This is a genomic window from Microvirga sp. GN3 (assembly GCF_055792825.1).
Genome location: NZ_JBVVAK010000022.1, coordinates 1 through 14,143 on the forward strand (window position 1 = coordinate 1; position 14,143 = coordinate 14,143).

At 65.1% G+C, this 14,143-nt stretch carries 15 protein-coding genes; 2 read left to right on the plus strand and 13 right to left on the minus strand.

Annotation, left to right across the window (positions count from 1 at the left end; all coding sequences use genetic code 11):
• The 4 genes from ACS5Q1_RS12940 to pal form a co-directional block, all read right to left on the minus strand.
• Positions 1–832, minus strand: an 832-nt coding sequence (locus tag ACS5Q1_RS12940; protein ID WP_473098597.1) for an ATP-dependent metallopeptidase FtsH/Yme1/Tma family protein, incomplete at its 3' end; no start/stop codon positions are given.
• Between the two features lie 145 nt (positions 833–977).
• Entirely contained in the window at positions 978–1,997 is a 1,020-nt protein-coding gene (gene tilS, locus ACS5Q1_RS12945; protein ID WP_473098598.1) for a tRNA lysidine(34) synthetase TilS, read from the minus strand.
• A 29-nt stretch (positions 1,998–2,026) separates the two neighbouring features.
• A complete protein-coding gene (gene ybgF / locus ACS5Q1_RS12950) occupies positions 2,027–3,001 on the minus strand; it encodes a tol-pal system protein YbgF (protein ID WP_473098599.1) in 975 nt (324 codons plus the stop codon).
• Positions 3,002–3,227: 226 nt separating this feature from the next.
• A complete protein-coding gene (gene pal, locus ACS5Q1_RS12955; RefSeq protein WP_473098653.1) occupies positions 3,228–3,725 on the minus strand; it encodes a peptidoglycan-associated lipoprotein Pal in 498 nt (165 codons plus the stop codon).
• A gap of 248 nt (positions 3,726–3,973) precedes the next feature.
• On the opposite strand from pal, the gene ACS5Q1_RS12960 reads away from it, so the two are divergent.
• Entirely contained in the window at positions 3,974–5,485 is a 1,512-nt protein-coding gene (locus ACS5Q1_RS12960) for a phospholipase D-like domain-containing protein (protein ID WP_473098600.1), read from the plus strand.
• A gap of 88 nt (positions 5,486–5,573) precedes the next feature.
• Complete coding sequence (locus tag ACS5Q1_RS12965) at positions 5,574–6,188, plus strand: HdeD family acid-resistance protein (RefSeq protein ID WP_473098601.1); 615 nt, start codon at positions 5,574–5,576, stop codon at positions 6,186–6,188.
• 42 nt (positions 6,189–6,230) lie between these two features.
• On the opposite strand, the gene tolB is transcribed toward ACS5Q1_RS12965, so the two are convergent.
• From tolB to ACS5Q1_RS13010, 9 genes are all read right to left on the minus strand, one after another.
• Positions 6,231–7,565, minus strand: a complete 1,335-nt coding sequence (gene tolB, locus ACS5Q1_RS12970; RefSeq protein WP_473098602.1) for a Tol-Pal system beta propeller repeat protein TolB — start codon at positions 7,563–7,565, stop codon at positions 6,231–6,233.
• A gap of 25 nt (positions 7,566–7,590) precedes the next feature.
• Complete coding sequence (gene tolA, locus ACS5Q1_RS12975; protein WP_473098654.1) at positions 7,591–8,709, minus strand: cell envelope integrity protein TolA; 1,119 nt, start codon at positions 8,707–8,709, stop codon at positions 7,591–7,593.
• 34 nt (positions 8,710–8,743) lie between these two features.
• On the minus strand, positions 8,744–9,190 hold the full coding sequence (locus ACS5Q1_RS12980; RefSeq protein ID WP_473098603.1) for an ExbD/TolR family protein: 447 nt from the start codon (positions 9,188–9,190) through the stop codon (positions 8,744–8,746).
• A gap of 12 nt (positions 9,191–9,202) precedes the next feature.
• Positions 9,203–9,943 (minus strand): protein TolQ, encoded by a 741-nt coding sequence (gene tolQ / locus ACS5Q1_RS12985; RefSeq protein ID WP_203441131.1) that lies wholly within the window; start codon positions 9,941–9,943, stop codon positions 9,203–9,205.
• A gap of 305 nt (positions 9,944–10,248) precedes the next feature.
• Positions 10,249–10,683, minus strand: coding sequence for a tol-pal system-associated acyl-CoA thioesterase (gene ybgC / locus ACS5Q1_RS12990; RefSeq protein ID WP_473098655.1), 435 nt, complete (start codon positions 10,681–10,683; stop codon positions 10,249–10,251).
• A 19-nt stretch (positions 10,684–10,702) separates the two neighbouring features.
• Entirely contained in the window at positions 10,703–11,749 is a 1,047-nt protein-coding gene (ruvB, locus tag ACS5Q1_RS12995; RefSeq protein WP_473098604.1) for a Holliday junction branch migration DNA helicase RuvB, read from the minus strand.
• Between the two features lie 204 nt (positions 11,750–11,953).
• On the minus strand, positions 11,954–12,571 hold the full coding sequence (gene ruvA / locus ACS5Q1_RS13000; RefSeq protein ID WP_473098605.1) for a Holliday junction branch migration protein RuvA: 618 nt from the start codon (positions 12,569–12,571) through the stop codon (positions 11,954–11,956).
• Positions 12,572–12,711: 140 nt separating this feature from the next.
• Positions 12,712–13,215: a crossover junction endodeoxyribonuclease RuvC gene (ruvC, locus tag ACS5Q1_RS13005; protein WP_473098606.1), complete on the minus strand. Its 504-nt coding sequence runs from the start codon at positions 13,213–13,215 to the stop codon at positions 12,712–12,714.
• A 110-nt stretch (positions 13,216–13,325) separates the two neighbouring features.
• A complete protein-coding gene (locus ACS5Q1_RS13010) occupies positions 13,326–14,072 on the minus strand; it encodes a YebC/PmpR family DNA-binding transcriptional regulator (protein WP_473098607.1) in 747 nt (248 codons plus the stop codon).
• Positions 14,073–14,143: the final 71 nt, after the last annotated feature.

Sequence of the window (14,143 nt, forward strand, 5' to 3'; positions counted from 1 at the left end):
TCTGCTCACGCTCGTCGTTGCCACCGCCTAAGCCGGCGCCGCGATGGCGGCCGACCGCGTCGATCTCGTCGATGAAGATGATGCAGGGGGCGTTCTTTTTCGCCTGCTCGAACATGTCGCGCACACGGGAGGCACCCACGCCGACGAACATCTCGACGAAGTCGGAGCCGGAGATGGTGAAGAACGGCACGTTGGCTTCACCCGCCACCGCGCGGGCGGTCAGGGTCTTACCGGTGCCGGGAGGGCCGACCAGCAGCACGCCGCGCGGAATGCGGCCGCCGAGACGCTGGAACTTCTGCGGGTCGCGCAGGAACTCCACGACCTCCTGCAGGTCTTCCTTGGCCTCGTCGATGCCGGCAACGTCATCGAAGGTGACGCGGCCATGCGCTTCCGTCAGCAGTTTCGCCTTGGACTTGCCGAAGCCCATGGCCCGGCCGGCGCCGCTCTGCATCTGGCGCGACAGAAACACCCAGGCGCCTATGAAGAGCGCGATGGGCAGGATGTTCATGAGAACCGCGATGAACCAGGGAGTCGAATCCGATTGCGGACGGGCCGTGATCTGCACGCCCTTCTGCTGCAGCTTCGTGACCAGCATCGGGTCGCTCGGCGCATAGGTCGTGAAGGTGCGACCATCCGTGTAGGTGCCGCTGATCTCCGGGCCTGAGATGACGACGCTGGTGATGCGCCCGGCATCGGCCTCGCTGAGGAGCTGGCTATAGGCGATGTCGCTGCCGCCACCGCGCTGGCCCGGGCTCTGGAAAAGGGTCACGAGCGCCAGCACCAAAAGGAAGATGACGACCCACAAGGCGAAGTTGCGGAAATTTGAATTCATCGGATCAGGTTCTGCCCCAGAGGGAGATGAAGCGTGAGGAAGTCTCCCCCCGCGGTTAAACTCAATGTAGGCACACCGTCTCGCCTTGCCAAGGGAATGCGGCGCCCGTGCGGCATCATCCAATAGCCTTGGCTAAGAGATTTGGCTAACGACCCCGGCGGCGTGGCGGTTCCGGCCCGATGGACACTCTGCCCGCACGATTCAGTCGTAGGAGCGCCCCGGCGATGGTGAGGCGCAATGCCTCCCCTGCTCTGACGGCCTCCCGCAGGCGCTCGGCACAGGTTTCGAGCCGGTGAAGACGGCTGTTCTCGAGCCCCGTCCGGGACAGGGCCCGCTCCAGCACCCGGACGGCAATCTCGAAAGGCTCGCTTGCAAGAATGCCGCCCTGGAAAGAGAGGGTTCCGTCCTCGAAAACGGGCCCGGCCCGGTCCAGCGCCTCCCCCGCCTTGAGATCGAGCGCCTCGTCGGCCTGGGCGGCGCGCTCGGCGAAGCGCACCAGGCGCTCGGCATCGAGCCCCTCCGCGGCCAGGAGCGGCATGAGCCTGCGCCAGCGGACGCGGGCATAAACTTCGTTGGCGTTGGACGGATCGGTGACGAAGCGCCAGCCCTGCCCCTGGCAGAGAGTGAGAAGGCTCGATTTCGGCCAGTCGAGCAGCGGCCTCGCATGGATGATGCCGTCCCGATCCGTCTCGCGACGCATGCCGGCGAGCCCGGACAGGCCGGACCCCCGGGCAAGGCGCATCATCACTGTCTCGGCCTGATCATCGAGGGTGTGGGCGGTGAGAAGATGCGATGCGCTGGCCTCGCGGGCGTATTCGACGAGAAGGCGGTAGCGCGCCTCGCGTGCAGCCTCCTGGATGCCGGTTCGAGGCTTGTCGCCGGTCCAGGCGAGAATACGGTGCGGTAGGTCGAGGGCTGTGGCCTCCCGTGCGACGAAGGCGGCCTCCTCGGCGGCTTCCGGCCGCAGCCCATGATCGATGGTGGCAACGAGAACGGGAGGTCGCGAACCGGTGGCGCGCCAGCGGGCGAGGCAATGCATCAGGGCCATCGAATCCGGCCCGCCGGAAACGGCCGTAACGATGCCCGAGGCTTGGTTCAGAGAGGCAAAAAGACGCTCCAGCCCTTCATCCGAGAGCGCATCGTCGGGAGGCGGGAGCGCGGCCATCGCTTGGCCCTTCAAAACTCGTCAGCGGCTCAGCTGCACTTGATGCGCTTCTGCTCGCGGTCGGAGGCCTGGCGGACGGGAGCCGAAGCCTGCGGGTACTTGCGGTCGAGCTCGGCAAAGACGGCGCAGGCGCGATCCTTGGCACCGAGACCGTTCAGCGAGATGCCGAGCCGCAGCAGGGCATCGGGCGCCTTGGCAGCATCGGGATGCTCGGCCGAGACGTTCAGGAACTGCTCCGCGGCCTCGCGATAGCGGCTGCGCTGGAGATAGGTCTCACCGAGCCAGAAGGTCGCCTCGGGCACCAGCTTGTCGCGCGGATTGGACTGGAGGAAGCGGCGAAAGCCCATCTCGGCCTGGTCGTACTGCTTCTGCGTGAAGGAGGCATAAGCCGCGTCGAAATCGGAGCGCGGATTGCCGACGCTCGTCGCCGCGACGCTCGGACCCGGGCGCTCGGCAATGGCGCCCTGGGGGATGGCCGCAGCGCGGTTATGGGAGTTCAGATCCATGGGAGCGCCGTCGGCACCCCCCTGCTCGTCCTGCTCGATCAGGTCGCCGATGCCGGCAAGCTGCCCGCCGGGCAACGGCATGGGACGGCCTGCGTCCGCCGTCAGGGGTGCCGACGGGGCCGTGGTGCCGAGCGGACGGGGAGCGCCGGGAGCATCCGGCGTCTCGGAGGGATCGAAGACGTCGCTGCGTCGCTGCGGCTGGGCCGGGGTCGGTTGCGCCGGGGGCTGGGCGGGACGCGAAGGAGTGGTCGTGGGCGACGAGGGTCGGGAGCCGCCGCGGCCTTCCTGGAAGCGGAATTCCACATCCTCCTGGAACTTGCGCAGCTGCTCCTTGAGCTGGCGGTTCTCGTACTGGAGCTGCTCCATCTGACCGGAGATCTGGCGGAACTGGCTCTCGAGCCGGTTCAGGCGCACGATCGCATCGGCCGCATCCTGCGCAGCGGCAGGGGCGGCCAGAGCAAGGGCAAAGGCGAAAAAGACAAACAGACGTCGAAACATGCTGGGATACCGTGAGGGTCCTCGATCGAGGAGGCCGATAACACAAAAGCGCCGCCACGGCGAGAATGTGGCGGCGCTCTGCGATTTCACGAGGGCTTGAACTCGAGCATCGGACCCAAAAGTAGACCCGCTTTTGGGGTCGAATCCGATGCTCCCCCTCTTGGCCGGCGCATCGTTGGGACGGAAAACCGGATCCACTTTCCTGCACGATGCGCCAGGTGAGGCTTTATGCCCCGGCGCCGCCGCCGAGCACGGTGACCGCGCGGCGGTTCTGCGACCAGCAGGAGATGTCGTTGCAGACTGCGACCGGGCGCTCCTTGCCGTAGGACACGGTGCGGAAGCGGTTGCCCGGGATGCCGCGGGAGATCAGGTAGTCGCGGACGACCTGGGCGCGGCGGGCGGAGAGCGAGTAGTTGTACTCGCGGGTGCCGCGCTCGTCCGCATGGCCTTCGAGGATGAAGGTGTAGTTCGGATAGCGCTGTAGCCACTGCGCCTGCTTGTCGAGAGTCGCGACGGCCGTGGGGGTCAGGTCGGTCGAATCGGTCTCGAAGAACACGCGGTCGCCCACGTTGACGACGAAATCCTGGGCGCTGCCCGGGGTGGCGGCACCGCCGGCTCCGAAGCCGCCGGCTCCATCGGCCCCATCTTTGTTGGACGAACACGCCGCCGCCCCGAGGGCGAGGACGATAGCAGCAGCGAACTTGACGGCGCGCAGCGTCATCATTGGCAATACTCCTTACACATACGTTTGCCGAACGTTGTGACTTTCATATCGGGAAGATGGTTAAAGGAGGGTTCCGTCAACCGTGAGGACGCATGCGGGATTAAGGTCAATTATGGCCAAGTTGTGGAAGTTGGGGTTAGGGTTAATCGGTCGTAAACAGCTTCGTGCTGCGTCGTTTATTCCTGCCGCAAGGGAAGGCAAATGAAGCTAGGCTGCCGCCGATCATCGGGTTCAAGCGTTGAGAGGTCATGAATATCGTGACGCCCCAGCCGGGAAGCCTCAGACAGCCCTATCGCAAAGCTCTGGACGATCTCCGCCTGGAGAGAGCTTTCGCGCGCATCGCCGACAGCGACCTGCGCCAAGGCAACGCCATCACCCTGCTGCGGGACTCAAAGGAGAATTACCCGGCCTGGCTGGAGGCGATCCGCTCGGCGCAGACCGTCATTCATTTCGAGAACTTCATCATCGCCGATGACGACACGGGTCAGGCGTTCGCGGAAGCCCTGATGGAGCGGGCGCGCGCCGGCGTGCGCGTGCGGGTGCTCTACGATTGGCTCGGATCTTCCTTCCGCGCCCTGCCCCATTACTGGCGGCGCCTGCGCGAGGCCGGCGTCGAGGCCCGCGTCTTCAATCCGCCCAGGCTGACCGACCCGTTCTGGATCCGCCGCAACCACCGCAAACTGATCACCGTCGACGGGCGCATCGCCTTCGTCTCCGGCCTGTGCGTGTCCGACAGCTGGGTGGGCAAGAACGGCACCGAGCCCTGGCGGGATACCGGCCTGTCGCTCGAAGGTCCCATCGTCGCCGATCTCGATGCCAGCTTTGCGGAGAGCTGGGTTCTTTCCGGCATGGCGCCGATCCCGAAATCGGAGTTGCCCCAAGCCGACCTGATCCCGCAGGCGGGATCGGTGGCGGCGCGGGTCATCAGCGGCGAGCCCGGCATGTTCCGCACCTACCGGGTGGACCAGTTCATCGCGGCGACCGCCCAGCGCAATCTTTGGCTGAGCGACGCCTATTTCGTGGCCACCACCTCCTATGTGCAGGCTCTGGGCGAAGCGGCGCGGGACGGGGTGGACGTGCGCCTCCTCGTTCCCGGATCGAGCGACGTGCCCGCCCTGCAGCCCGTCGTCCGGGCCGGCTACCGCTCGCTGATCGAGGCCGGCATCCGTGTCTATGAGTGGAACGGGTCGATGTTCCACGCCAAGACCGCCGTGGCGGACGGGCGCTGGGCCCGGGTCGGCTCCACCAATCTCAACATTGCGAGCTGGGCCACCAATTGGGAGCTCGACGTGGTGGTCGAGGATGCCGATTTCGCCGAGGCCATGGAGGCAGTCTATCTGGAGGATCTCGCCAACGCGACCGAGATCGTTCCCGGCTGGCAATCCCGGCGCCGTCAGGCGAGGAATATGCGTTCGCGCCGTGGCCATCGCTTCAAGAAGGGCGGCGTCCGCAGGCTCGCCGCCGGCGCCCTGGCGCTTTCGAGCACGGTCGGCAAGGCGGTCGGCTCGCGCTCGCTGACGGCAACGGAGGCGAGCAGCGTCGCCATCATCGGCTTCGCGCTGCTGGCGCTCGCGACCTTGATCACGTTCTTTCCGGTTCTGATCGTGTTGCCTATCGTCATCGCGATGGCCTGGTTCGGCATTGCGCTTCTGATCCGCGCCTTCCGGCTCAAGCGGCGCGTGCGCTTGAGGCGGCGCAAGCTTGCCCTGCGGCGCAAACTGACCAAGATCAAGGAGCATGAGGCCTCGCCGGGAGAGTAGGACCCGAAAAGAAGAAAAGGAAACCAATGGTCAAGCTTGGCGTTGATCTCGAGCAAGGCAGTACATTCCTTTTTCGAGGAGGACTCCTATGGCTACAGGCACAACCGGACCTTTCGATACCCTTGATCGCACCCACGCCATGAGCCAGCTTCTGGCGCAGAACTGGTGGGCCCTGGCGCTTCGCGGCGTCTTCGCGATCATCTTCGCGCTCATCGCCTTCTTCTCGCCCGGAGCCACGCTCCTGTCCCTGGTCTGGGTCTTCGCGGCCTATATGCTGGTCGATGGCGTGGTCGAGATTATCTCCGGCATCAGGGCAGCGTCCGAACACCAGCGCTGGGGCCTCCTCATCCTCGGAGGCATCCTGAACATCCTGGCCGGCGTTATCGCCTTCCTGATGCCGGGGCTGACGGTCCTGTTCTTCGTCACCCTGATGGCGGTGTGGTCGCTGATCACGGGCGTCCTGATGATCGTCGCCGCCTTCAAGCTGAACCCGACCTACGGACGCGGCTGGCTGATCTTCAGTGGCATCGTGTCGGTTCTCTTCGGTATCGCGCTCCTGCTCGCCCCCCTCGTCGGCGCCGTAGTGCTGACCTGGTGGCTCGGGGCTTACGCGATGGTCTTCGGCATCTCGCTTCTCGTTCTCGCCTTCAAGCTCAGAGGCCATAAGGACGAGACCGGCAGTGCGGCGCCGATGGCGGCTTGATCAAAGAAAAAGGGCGCTTCGAGCGCCCTTTTTCGATTGCGATCAGTTGCTCTGTCGGCTTTCGCTCAGGAGCGGCGACCAAGTCGGGTCGGACGCGAAGGACGGGGTCGGCACGGGCTGCTCGACGCGGCCGGTGATGTCGACCATGTAGAGCTTGCCGCCGGCCTGTCCGCCCGGATCGCGGAAGAACAGGATGTACTGACCGTTCGGCGCCCAGGTCGGGCTCTCATTGTGGAAGCCTTCCGTGAGGATGCGCTCGCCGGAGCCGTCCGGCTTCATGATGCCGATGGCAAAGCCGCCCGCACGCTGCTTCGTGAACGCGATGTAGTCGCCGCGGGGCGACCAGGCCGGCTGCGAATAGGAGCCGTCGCCGAAGGAGATGCGGCGCTGGTTCGAACCGTCAGCGTTCATGGCGTAGATCTGCTGCTTGCCGCCGCGATCGCTCTCGAACACAATCTGGCTGCCATCCGGCGAGAAGGACGGCGACGTGTCGATGGCGGCGGTCGAGGTCAGGCGCGTGGTGGCGCGCGAGCCCAGATCCATCATGAAGATGTTGGCATTGCCGCCCTGCTGCAGGCTCATGACGATGCGCTGCCCGTCCGGCGCGAAGCGCGGCGAGGAGGCCATGTCGGGGAAATTGCCGAGCACCTGGCGCGTGCCGGTCTCCAGGTTGATCACCTGGACGCGCGGCTGCTGGCCTTCGACCTGAGCCGAATAGGTGATGTCCTGCGTGGCGGGCGAATAGCGCGGCGTCACGACGGAGCTGTCGCCCTGCGTCAGGTAGCGCACATTCGCACCGTCCTGATCCATGATCGCGAGCTTCTTGCGGCGGTTCTCCTTCGGCCCCGATTCATCGACGAACACGATGCGCGTATCGAAGAAGCCGCCGAAGCCCGTCACCTTGGTGTAGACCGCATCGGAAATGATGTGGCCGACGCGGCGCCAGAAATTGGCGTCGGTGACGTATTGCTGGCCGGTGAGCTGCTGACCGGACTCGATGTCCCACAGGCGGAACTCCGCGCGAAGACGGCCCGAGGGATCGCGCGAGACGCGGCCCGTCACGAGAGCCTGTGCGCCCGCCATCTTCCAGGCGTCGAAGCGCGGCGCGGCATCGAACGACGGACGCTCGGGGAAGCGCGCCTTGTCGAGCGGCGCGAAATAGCCGGAGCGCTGCAGGTTGTTCGTAATGATGCCGGACACGCGCTGCCCGAGATCGCCCTCGCCGGAGAAATCGGCAATGGCGATGGGCATCGGCTGGAACTGCCCGCCCGGTCCGACGCGGAACGAGAGCTGCGCCTGGGCGGCAGGAACGAGCGCCGCCAGCGGCACGACAACGGCCAGCGCGACAAGAAGACGGGAGAGGAGGCGAGTGATCATTGGCTTATGTCCCAAGCTTTGGGCTTTAAGAGAGAGGAGGATCGAACTGGACGTTCAGGACCTTCCAATCCGCGTAGTAGGGTACGAATTTCGCGGGGATCTCGAACTGGCGGCACTTGCGGATGGCGCGAACGGCCGCATCGGCAACCGCACGATCGGTCGAGCTGCTCCCCGCTTGGAGGATCCTGGGCTCGGTGCTGAGCGATCCGTCCTGGTTCAGGCGGATATCGAGAATGGGAGCCGTGACCTGTCCGCCTGAGGCGGCAATCGGCGCGCTGTAGCAACGCTCGATCTGCGAGACCAAAAGGCCGATGAGCGCATCGCGCAGGCTAGGCGAAAGCTTCGCGGCCGATCCCGTCGCGGTGCCGAGCGAAGCGGTCTTCTGGACCTCCGCGCCGGTCGCGCCGGTGGACTGGTTCTTTTCCTTGCTGTCGAGGAACTGCTTCAGGTCGCCCATGTCGAGCTTCTTGGCGAGCTGAGCCTCCTTGCGCGCCTTGGCCTCGGCTTCTTCCTTGGCCTTGGCTTCCGCAAGCTTCTTCTCGGCTTCGGCTTTTGCCTTCGCTTCAGCCTCGGCCTTCGCCTTGGCTTTCGCTTCGGCGATCTTCTTGGCTTCCGCTTCCGCCTTGGCTTTCGCCTCCGCTTCGGCTTTCGCCTTGGCCTCGGCCTTGATCTTCGCCTGCTCGGCGGCCTTCGCCTTCTCGATGGCTTCGGCTTCCGCCTTTTCCTGCAGCTTCTTTTCTTCCTCGGCCTTGGCCTCGGCGGCTTTCTCTTCCTGCGAGCGCGTCGGTGGTGCCGGCGGCGGAGGCTGGGCGGCCACCGGCTCTTCCTTCTCGGCGACCTTCATCTCGGCCGGACGCTTCGGGGGAGCGGGTGCATCGCGCTTGTCCTCGCCCGGATCCTTCAGCTCGGTCTTGTCGGCGACGCGCTCGGCGCGGGGCTTGGGCTGCGGCGCCTTGGCGTTCGTCTCGCCCTTGGTGATCTGGGAGAGCTGGTTGTCGGTGATGATCTCGACCGGGATGCCTTCCTGCGCCTCGGGGAATTCGGTACCGACCGACAGGCCGATCAGGGCGGCAGCCAACAGCGAGGCGTGCGCGACGCCCGAGACCCAGAAGCCCGGCTCTGAGGTGTTGAATTTCAGCTTCAACGCCACGTGTGTTCGCCCCTTGTCCTCATCCCACTCAGCGCTGATCGACCTCGGTCACGAGGGCGACGCGCTTGTAGCCCGCCGTGGTCACGATCGACATCACCTGAGCGACCCGCCCGTAATCCACTTTCTTGTCGCCACGCACGAAAATCCGCTCGTCGAAGCCGGACTTCGACACTTCCGCGAGCTTGCCCACGATGGCCTCGTCCACCAGCTCGGTCTCGCCCAGGAACACCTGGCCCGTCGCCTTGATGGAGAGCGTCACCGGCGTCGCATCCGAGTTGAGCGGTGCGGCCTTCGTCTGCGGCAGATCGAGCGGCACGCCGGCCGTCATCATGGGTGCTGCCACCATGAAGATGATGAGCAACACGAGCATGACGTCGATGAACGGCGTCATGTTGATCTCGTTGATCGCGCCAGGCGTGCGGCCGCGCCTGCGCCGCCGTCTTCCGCCTCCTGCCGCTCCTGCCATCATGGCCATGTCGGATCTCCCTTAGGCCGCGTTGGCCGGGTGGTGGCCGGCATGGCCGATGCGCTCGTCCACCTGACGCGACAGGATGGCCGAGAATTCATCGGCGAAGCCCTCGAGCCGCGACTGCAGCTTGCCGACTTCCGATTGCAGCTTGTTGTAGGCGAGCACCGCCGGAATGGCCGCGAACAGGCCGATGGCCGTGGCGAACAGCGCCTCCGCGATGCCGGGAGCCACGACCGCAAGGCTCGTGTTCTTGGAGGCCGCGATGGAGGTGAAGGAATTCATGATGCCGATCACGGTGCCGAAGAGGCCGATATAGGGACCGGCCGAGCCGATGGAGGCGAGCACCGTCAGGCGGGCATTGAGCCGCTCCACTTCACGCTGAATGGTGACGTCGAGCACCTTGTCGATGCGCTGCGGCAGGGTCTGGAACGAGCGGCCCGAGCCCTCGAAGGAGCGCTTCCACTCGCGCATGGCGGCGACGAACACGGCGGCGAGGCCCGTGGCCGGGCGGCTCTGGAGCGAGCGATACAGCTCCTCGAGCGACTGGCCGGACCAGAACACGTCCTCGAAGCGGTCCATGGCGCGCTTGGTGCGGGCGTAGAGCAGGGTCTTGTCGATGATGATGGCCCAGCACCAGACGGAAGCCGCGAGCAGGCCCAGCATCACGAGCTTGACGATGAAATGGGCCTGCCAGAACAGGCCAAAGAAGGACATGTCGTGGGCCACAGGGACGGCCTGGGCCACATCAGCCGGGTTCATAGTCTGTCGTCCTCGCTCTTCGAGCAGCCTTGGAAGGCGATCCAAGGCCCACCGCAACTGGTTCTAGGAAAATCTGTTCTTGTATTACTGCTCGTTCGCCCCGGAATCTGTCGAAAATAAGGGCGGCAGGCGACAAGACTCGCAATCGTCCCGGACCGTTACCTGTTAAGCACAGAGTAAGGTTAAGGTCTGGTTTAAGTACGGCCGCGCAGAGGCGAATTACCTGAAATTGATATGGAAATTCCGGCTAGTATGCGCTGGAAGCAGGTCTCCTGAGCGCCCTACCCATAGGGCAAGGCACGGACCTATTGTTCCGCGGTCAGCGCCGCCCGCAGCTCGTCCGGGATCCGCACGGCCCGCCCTCCCCTGACGGCGGCGACCATGACATCGGCCGTGACCAGCACTTCGTCGCCGCGCCGGATCTCCTGGGCGAGCGTCATCGATGCGCCGCGCATCTCCTTCGGCCGGGTCACGATGGTCAGCACGTCGTCCATGACGGCCCCGCCGCGAAAATCGATATTCATCTTGCGGACCACGAAGGCGAGCCCGCCCATGTCCGCATGCAAATCCGACTGCGCCACCTCGACGGCCCGCAGCAGCTCGGTGCGTCCGCGCTCCATGAAGCGCAGATAGCTCGCGTGATAGACGCGAGCCGAAAAATCCGTGTCCTCGTAATAGACGCGGATGGGAAGCATATGCGCGCCATCCTGCATGAAGCCGGAGAGATGGGAGCCGATCATTCCGCCCTGATCGCGTTTCTCACTCATCATCGTCCCCGTTGAACAGCCCGAACTGCGCCGTGGTCTCGCGGGTGGGCTCCGGGATGCCGAGGTGCCTGAAGGCGTGGGGGGTGAGGATGCGGCCGCGCGGGGTGCGCTGCACGAAGCCCTTCTGGATCAGGTAGGGTTCGATGATGTCCTCGATGGCATCGCGCGGCTCGGAGAGGGCCGCCGCGATGGTCTCGATGCCGACCGGGCCGCCACCGAAGGAATTGGCGATCATCGTGAGATACTTGCGGTCCATCAGGTCGAGGCCGATGGGGTCAACGTCGAGCAGGCGCAACGAGCGGTCCGCGAGGTCGCGGGAGACTGTCTGGACGCCCTCGACGATGGCGAAGTCACGCACGCGGCGCAGCAGGCGGCCGGCGATGCGGGGTGTGCCGCGGGAACGGCGGGCGATCTCGTTTGCGCCCTCCTCGCTCATGCCGAGCCCGAGAACACGGGCGCCGCGGCGCACGATCAGCTCCAGCTCGTCGATGGTGTAGAATTCGAGCCGGATCGGAATGCCGAAGCGGTCGCGCAAGGGCGTGGTGAGCAGGCCCGCGCGGGTAGTCGCTCCGACCAGTGTGAATTTCGGCAGCTCGATCTTCACCGAGCGGGCGGCCGGGCCCTCGCCGATGATGAGGTCGAGCTGATAATCCTCCATGGCGGGATAGAGGATTTCCTCGACCGCCGGGTTGAGCCGGTGAATCTCGTCGATGAAGAGCACGTCGCGCTCTTCCAGATTGGTGAGCTGGGCCGCGAGATCGCCCGCCTTGGCGATCACCGGGCCGGAGGTCGAGCGGAAATTGACGCCGAGCTCGCGGGCGACGATCTGGGCAAGCGTGGTCTTGCCGAGGCCCGGCGGGCCGACGAAGAGCACGTGGTCCAGCGCGTCGCCGCGCGCCTTGGCGGCATTGATGAAGATCTGGAGATTGGCCCGCGCGGCCTTCTGGCCCGTGAAATCGTCGAGCGAGAGCGGCCGGATCGACGCATCAACATCGTCCTCACGCTTTTCAGGGCTGATCAGGCGGCGGGAATCGGTCAAAGAGGCTTACCTTCCAGAGGCTTCATATAAGCGATGACGCTCTAATACGCCATTCTTAACAAGATCAAAACAGGAACGCCCATGGGGCGATCAGGTCTTTGTCATTCCCGGCCAGAGCGTAGCGGAGAGGAAGGGAATCCATAGCGCCGCGCATGTGAATGGATCCCCTTCCCTCGCCTGCGGCTCGCCGGGGATGACAGCGGGTTATCGCGCCAACTCTCTCAATCCCAACCGGATCAGCGTCTTGGCCTCGGCCTCATCTCCCGCCTGCTTCATGGCGGCGGCGACGGCGGCGGAGGCCTGGACCTGCGGATAGCCGAGATTGACCAGGGCCGAGATGGCGTCCGCTACCGGGGCAGGCGCGCTCTTGTCCTCGACCGCTCCGGTGAGCCGGATGAGGGCCGGATCGATTGCGGCAAAGGCCGGGGCCTTGTCCTTGAGTTCGGAGACGATGCGCTGGGCAAGCTTCGGGCCGACGCCGGGGCCGCGGGCGACGGAGGCCTTGTCGCCGGTGGCGATGGCCGTGGCGAGGCTGCCGGGATCGAGCACAGAGAGGATGCCGAGCGCCACCTTGGAGCCCACGCCCTGGACCGACTGGAGCAGGCGGAACCATTCGCGCTCCGAATCCGAACGGAAGCCGAAGAGACGGATCATGTCCTCGCGCACATAGGTCTCGATGGACAGGGTCGCCGCCTCGCCGGTCGGCGGCAGGTTCTGGAGGGTGCGGGAGGAGCAATGGACCACATAGCCGACCCCGTGCACGTCGAGGATCACGAAATCCTCGCCATAGGAATCCACCACGCCTTTGAGTTTGCCGATCACGTTCTCATCCCCTCCTGTGTCATCCCCGCGAAGGTGGGGATCCATAACCGCTGACGGCTCTCGATCCTGCGATGCCGGTGGTTATGGATTCCGGGCTCGGCTTCGCCGCCCCGGAATGACAGTCGTTGCGTTGTAACACCCTAAAAGCTCGCCGCCAAAGCGCGGGCCTTGCGGTGGTGGGCGTGGGCGATGGCGATGGCGAGAGCATCGGCCGCGTCGGCTTTCTTGAAGTCGGCTTTGGGCAGCAGGATCTTCACCATGGCCTGGACCTGATCCTTGTCGGCATGGCCCACACCCACCACGGTCTTCTTCACCTGATTGGCGCCATATTCCGCCACCGGCAGGCCATGAAGGGCAGGAACCAGCAGGGACATGGCGCGGGCCTGGCCGAGCTTGAGGGTTGCCTGAGCATCCTTGTTGACGAAGGTCTCCTCCACGGACACCTCATCGGGCGTCCAGGTCCGGATCACGTCCGTCAGCCGGTCGTGGAGCTGCTTGAGGCGAAGCGCCAGCTCAAGGTCGCCGTCCGAGGTCACGACCCCGCAGGCGACGAAAGAGAGCTTGGTCCCCTCGACAGTGATGACGCCCCAACCGGTGTTGCGCAGGCCGGGATCGAGGCCGAGGATTCGGACGCGTTCACTCAAAGAATGTTCTCCACCGCCATGACTGCACTTGGTATGCGGCCATCCACGTCATCAACGGTTAAGAAGACGTGGATACCCGGGACAAGCCCGGGCATGACGCACAGCCAAAATTACCCAGCCATCTTCTGCATGAGGGCGTCAGATAGCTCGAAGTTACCGTAGACGCTCTGGACGTCGTCGTGCTCTTCGAGAGACTCCATCAGCTTCATGAGCTTCTCGCCGGTCTCGTCGTCGACGGCCACCGGAGTCTGGGGCTTCCAGACGAGCTTGGAGGCCTTCGGCTCGCCGAACTTGTCCTCGAGCGCCTTGGTCACCTCGTTGAGGGAGCCCTGGTCGCAATAGATCTCGTGGCCGTTCTCGGAGGAGACCACATCGTCCGCGCCGGCATCGATGGCCGCCTCCAGCATCGCATCGGCGTCCGCCACATCGGCCCCGAACTCGATATAGCCGACCCGGTCGAACATGAAGGAGACGGCGCCGGTTTCAGCCAAGTTGCCGCCGCTCTTGGTGAAATAGGAGCGGATGTCGGAGGCCGTGCGGTTGCGGTTGTCGGTCATGGCCTCGACGATGATGGCGGCACCACCGGGGCCGTAGCCCTCATAGCGGATCTCGTCGTAGTTCTCCGCGTCGCCGCCGGAGGCCTTGTTGATGGCGCGCTGGATGTTGTCCTTGGGCATGTTCTCGGCGCGGGCGGCGAGGATCGCGGCGCGCAGGCGCGGGTTCATGTTGGGATCGGGCATGCCCATCTTGGCCGCGACGGTGATTTCGCGGGCGAGCTTGGAAAACACCTTGGATCGCACCGCATCGACCTTGCCCTTGCGGTGCATGATGTTCTTGAACTGTGAATGTCCGGCCATCGGGGCCTCCGGAAAGTTCGGCCGAGAGCGGCTTGTGGTTCAAGCGCCCATCAGGCCGGAGAAGTTGACGA

What these genes read in the sequence shown, in the direction of transcription:
- tilS (WP_473098598.1), bottom strand. Translation starts at nt 1,997, where the DNA reads ATGGCCGCGCTCCCGCCTCCCGACGATGCGCTCTCGGATGAAGGGCTG.
- ybgF (WP_473098599.1), bottom strand. Translation starts at nt 3,001, where the DNA reads ATGTTTCGACGTCTGTTTGTCTTTTTCGCCTTTGCCCTTGCTCTGGCC.
- pal (WP_473098653.1), bottom strand. Translation starts at nt 3,725, where the DNA reads ATGATGACGCTGCGCGCCGTCAAGTTCGCTGCTGCTATCGTCCTCGCC.
- ACS5Q1_RS12960 (WP_473098600.1), top strand. Translation starts at nt 3,974, where the DNA reads ATGAATATCGTGACGCCCCAGCCGGGAAGCCTCAGACAGCCCTATCGC.
- ACS5Q1_RS12965 (WP_473098601.1), top strand. Translation starts at nt 5,574, where the DNA reads ATGGCTACAGGCACAACCGGACCTTTCGATACCCTTGATCGCACCCAC.
- tolB (WP_473098602.1), bottom strand. Translation starts at nt 7,565, where the DNA reads ATGATCACTCGCCTCCTCTCCCGTCTTCTTGTCGCGCTGGCCGTTGTC.
- ACS5Q1_RS12980 (WP_473098603.1), bottom strand. Translation starts at nt 9,190, where the DNA reads ATGGCCATGATGGCAGGAGCGGCAGGAGGCGGAAGACGGCGGCGCAGG.
- tolQ (WP_203441131.1), bottom strand. Translation starts at nt 9,943, where the DNA reads ATGAACCCGGCTGATGTGGCCCAGGCCGTCCCTGTGGCCCACGACATG.
- ybgC (WP_473098655.1), bottom strand. Translation starts at nt 10,683, where the DNA reads ATGATCGGCTCCCATCTCTCCGGCTTCATGCAGGATGGCGCGCATATG.
- ACS5Q1_RS13010 (WP_473098607.1), bottom strand. Translation starts at nt 14,072, where the DNA reads ATGGCCGGACATTCACAGTTCAAGAACATCATGCACCGCAAGGGCAAG.